Genomic DNA, 4,106 nt, shown 5'->3' with positions numbered 1-4,106 from the left:
CTTGATCATCCACGCAGGCCACTGGTTTGCCGAAGGATTTGTAATGCCCCGACAAAACCTCACCGCCAAACGGGTGCAGTGGGTCGCCCATGCGTACGAGAGGCAGCATCAAACCACCTCGCGCTCAAGTTCGAAAAGACTGCCCGCCTCGCGCAACATGGCGCTGGTCCGCTCAATCCGTTGCCGATAATCGTCCAGCGCGATCTGGCGCTTTAGCTCGGCCGCCACCTGCCCCACGTGAGCGGTCGGTTGCAGGAGCTTCTCGGCACCCGCCAAGAACGGCAACGCCACGCCCCGCGCCTTGTCGATGACCTGATAACCGATGGTCGCCCCACCGATGCCGACGGCCAATCCACCCAGCCCTCCCGCCACGCCTTTTCGCTTGATACCGTATACCGTCGCCCCGGCTATCATCGCCACACCCAACACTCGGCCGGCTACCACCACCGGCGAAAGATACCGACTGTTGTCGTTGCCGAAATAAGTCATGCGGTAAAAGAAATAACCCGCCCACATTTCCCGCGTTTTCAAGGCGTCGTGCATGAACCAGGCCCGCGAGTCGTGAATCTGATCATCGAACAACGCTACCAGCAACGCCATTTGCGGGTCTGCGCTGGGGGTGCCGCGAGCGTCCCGAAACAGTAGCTTGCAGCGCTGCTCACCCGCCGCCTTGATGGCGGCGTGATCCTGGGTCTCATCATCGGAATTGAGCAGATATATCGCGTCGCGCAACAACACGTCGGTGATAGTGCCTGCCAGGCTGCTTTGCTCACGCTTCTGCCCGAGGTAGTCGCTCTTGAATTCGGCAGCGGCCTGGCTGAGCTGGGTCTGGTCGACCTGCGGCTCATAGATCGGCGGGCCGGGGTAGTTCGTCGCAGCTTCGGGGGTTTTCAGCCGCAGGTTCGCGAGATTTTTTTTATGTTGGTCGTAAGCCTTGCGCTCCTCACTGGCCTGATAAGTCGTAGTTTCCCTGGCCTGACTGAAAAAAGGCTGATGTTTGTAGCTGTCGTTACCGCCGTCGCGATCATTGGCAAACCGGCCTATGCGCCAACCGGTGATCCAGCCCAGTTGATCGGCCAGTACGTCTTCCACGGGCGCATTCAGCCGCAGTGGCTGGTAGAGCCAAGGGGAGTCATGGGTGGGTTCGTCGGCGTTGATGCCGGGTAGGGTTTTGCGCCAGGCGTTGAAGCGTTCGGATACCAAACGATCTATATCAAACTCCGTGATGTTAGCCTCCGACATAACGCGCCACGACTTCTCTAACTGCAATGTTTTTGGCAATACTAATTCCGGCACCTGCAGGGGGGCACCAGCAGCGAAGGCAGCTGCATAAAGGTCATGCAAAACGACCTGCGAAACCAATTCCTGAGTACCGCCGCGGGCCTTACCTTGGTCGTTTTGCGGATAACCGCCGCCAACATCGGAATGCACACCGGGATACACCACTTCATAGGTGTTGTCCGGGTATTGGCCATCCTCGTTACGGATCGAGTCGAGCGGGAAACACGAGCGCTGCTCGAAGCCTGCGACAAAATGTCGGCAACACTTGACCAGGCCAGGAAAACGCTGGGCATCCGGGATGAGTTGGGTATCATCGGCCCAATCCATATGCCCGGCGAAAAAAGGTGCCGCATGGGCGATGCCCACCGAAGCAACGGTGTCCAGTAACCCGAGAAATTCGACACTTACCGGCAAGCCAATCAGACATTGCAAGGGCTGTTCGGCCCCCGTCGGTGTATCGAACAACTGGCTTAGCCAAGTGACAAAAGTGCGTGCTTCTGCCGCTCCGCGCGAGAAACCGTACACATACAATTTGACCGCCAGTACGCGGGGCTTGGCCAACTCTACTCGCGCCTGCAAGGGCTCGAGCAACTGGCTCATCGTTCGCCGTCGATTGCCCAGACCCAGGCCGCTCATCAGTGGTGCTTTCCAGTTGCTCATGGCCTCGACGGCACGCTTCCTTTCAGCGTTAGACACATCCTGATCGGCCAAAGCTGACTTCAGAGCATGTGCCAAAGAAACCAGCGCCCAGTTGATTCGATCTTCACCACCCGTTGCATATTTCAATCCACCCTCGCTGTAGTCCAACTCACCTATCTCCGGAAAAGCGGTTCCAACTCCCGGCATGTAATAAGAGAAATAGCCATTTTTTTCTGCAGCTTCGCCTCTCAGGGCAGCATGAAAGAGCTTGGCAACATTGCTGGGGTGTTTTTTCTTGGTGTCGTTATTATCGTTATTATTAGTACCGTCGAAAAACAGACTAATATGGAGGCTATGGCAACACTCAAAATACTGCTTCCGCCCATTACGATTGACCAGTTGACGAAATCGATTTTCCTCTGCGGTCTGCATCTCATAATTAGCAACCACCTGGGTGATATCACAAGGCAGACGCCCTTCCGAGGGGAACCCTGGCGGCGCCCAAACAGCTGCCTTTGAAATTTTTTTCATTTCGGACATACAACTGGCTCCTGTAGACCCTTAGGAACTTTAATCGGATAATTTGATGAGCCATGAGCCCAACATGAAGTAGTCACCTCCACCTGATTACAAGTTAAGAAATGGACCTTAAGATCGCAGGACTCCGTACCAAACCACTGCGGAATATCCACTACTACTCTGTTACGCTGGTAATTTTCTCTATGCTTAGCTTGGGACAATCGGTATCCATCAGTACCTAGAGGAGGCCACTTTGAATATGCATACGGATCAGGATCAACCTCCCACTCGATCGTGGCTTTCAAACCAGGCCTCCATACAACTGGCATAATAATGCAACACGACCGCCCACCTCCTCCGTCTGCCCGATAACCATTCACCGAGAGCCAGTTGATAGCCCCCGTAGTATGGTTAATCGCTTGTATATTTCCTCCCACCATCTGACTATCCGCGGAGGAACACCCGAACAACATCAAGCCCAAAAAAACAGATAAACATTTAAATAGCTCTTTCCAAACTATAAACCTCATAACACCCCCTCTCAAACAGCATCAGGCTTATACGCCAAGCTCATCAACCCTACACACAGCCAGGAAGTTTTCATCACGCAGATATCCGACACACTAATAATCTCTGATAACTTTATTTTGATGATCGTTACACAACATCACGGTATCGAACAAAAAAAACCTACCAGCATGCTGAACATGGCAAACTCTCTCAAAGCAATTTTTTAAATAATTTCCCGATCTTGCGGGCACGTCGAACAGTCGATACGCCTTCATAGCTCATGATTTCCTCTTTACGTACTCAGTCAAACTCCCAAAGTAGTTTTCCTGACTAGCCTGTACGGTGACCGAATACAAAGTAGCGAAACGCTGTTCCTGGCTGGTTTCCAAGTAATTAAAGTTCCCACCATCCAGCAGTTTCTGTGCATCACTGATACAACCAATCAGTTCACATTGCTGATCATCAAGGTCGATCCAGGTCGGTATTGCGATAGTATTTTTCTGCGGCTGCGCAATACCCTCTATCCACTGCGACTGATCATCCCGATCCAGCCAACCCCAGTAGCACGCAACTTTTAAGTATTCGACGCGCTGGACGTCTGTCAGGATCGAAGACATCAACAAGGGAAAGATTCGTGGGTCGTAATAACGCAACAAACCAGACTCCCCACCCCACTTCATTTGCGACAGGGCTTGCAGTGCATGACTCAATGACTTGAACGATAACGGTGAGATCACCACCAGCAAGCGAGCATCGGTGGCGCAGTGGATCATCAGTTCTTCCAGCCAGGCTTTGTGTTGCCAATGTGCCAAATCAAGACGCATTAACAGCGGTGCCTGATCCAGCAAGTTCTCTTCCGGAGTACCGCTAAATAATGAAAACCACGGGACTTCAGGCCTCAACGTCTTCAGCGCGGGTACAGCACAGTTGTTCCAATCCGATTGGTCGAGCAGCAAGTCGACCTGTAGTAGACCCAGGCTGGCACATACCTGCTCGATCTGATCTTGCCATTCCGTTGGTGTTGCCATCTTCATATTCCCCATCAACCTTCGCGCATAAGTAAACCGACCGCATTTTTCCGAGCCTTTTCCAGGCACGCCTTGCACACCGACTGCGGCAACTCACGCAAAGGAAAGCGCTGGCTGGTCGTGGTTTCC

Annotated in this window: 3 protein-coding genes and 1 pseudogene; all 4 read right to left on the bottom strand. The window is 53.0% G+C overall.

Annotation, left to right across the window (positions count from 1 at the left end; all coding sequences use genetic code 11):
* Nucleotides 1-109, bottom strand: a pseudogene (locus NR164_RS30195) (PAAR domain-containing protein); the annotation flags it as partial.
* Nucleotides 109-2,460, bottom strand: a complete 2,352-nt coding sequence (locus NR164_RS30190; protein WP_079443630.1) for a DUF2235 domain-containing protein — start codon at nucleotides 2,458-2,460, stop codon at nucleotides 109-111. The pseudogene NR164_RS30195 and the gene NR164_RS30190, both read right to left, overlap by 1 nt.
* Nucleotides 2,448-2,969: a DUF3304 domain-containing protein gene (locus NR164_RS30185; RefSeq protein WP_079443629.1), complete on the bottom strand. Its 522-nt coding sequence runs from the start codon at nucleotides 2,967-2,969 to the stop codon at nucleotides 2,448-2,450. The genes NR164_RS30190 and NR164_RS30185 overlap by 13 nt, the downstream gene beginning before the upstream one ends.
* A gap of 258 nt (nucleotides 2,970-3,227) precedes the next feature.
* Entirely contained in the window at nucleotides 3,228-3,983 is a 756-nt protein-coding gene (locus NR164_RS30180; protein ID WP_128192686.1) for a DUF4123 domain-containing protein, read from the bottom strand.
* Between the last annotated feature and the right edge of the window lie 123 nt (nucleotides 3,984-4,106).

It is taken from the genome of Pseudomonas sp. Pse79, assembly GCF_024519615.1.
GTDB lineage: Bacteria > Pseudomonadota > Gammaproteobacteria > Pseudomonadales > Pseudomonadaceae > Aquipseudomonas > Aquipseudomonas veronii.
This window is presented reverse-complemented; position numbering and strand designations above follow the sequence as displayed.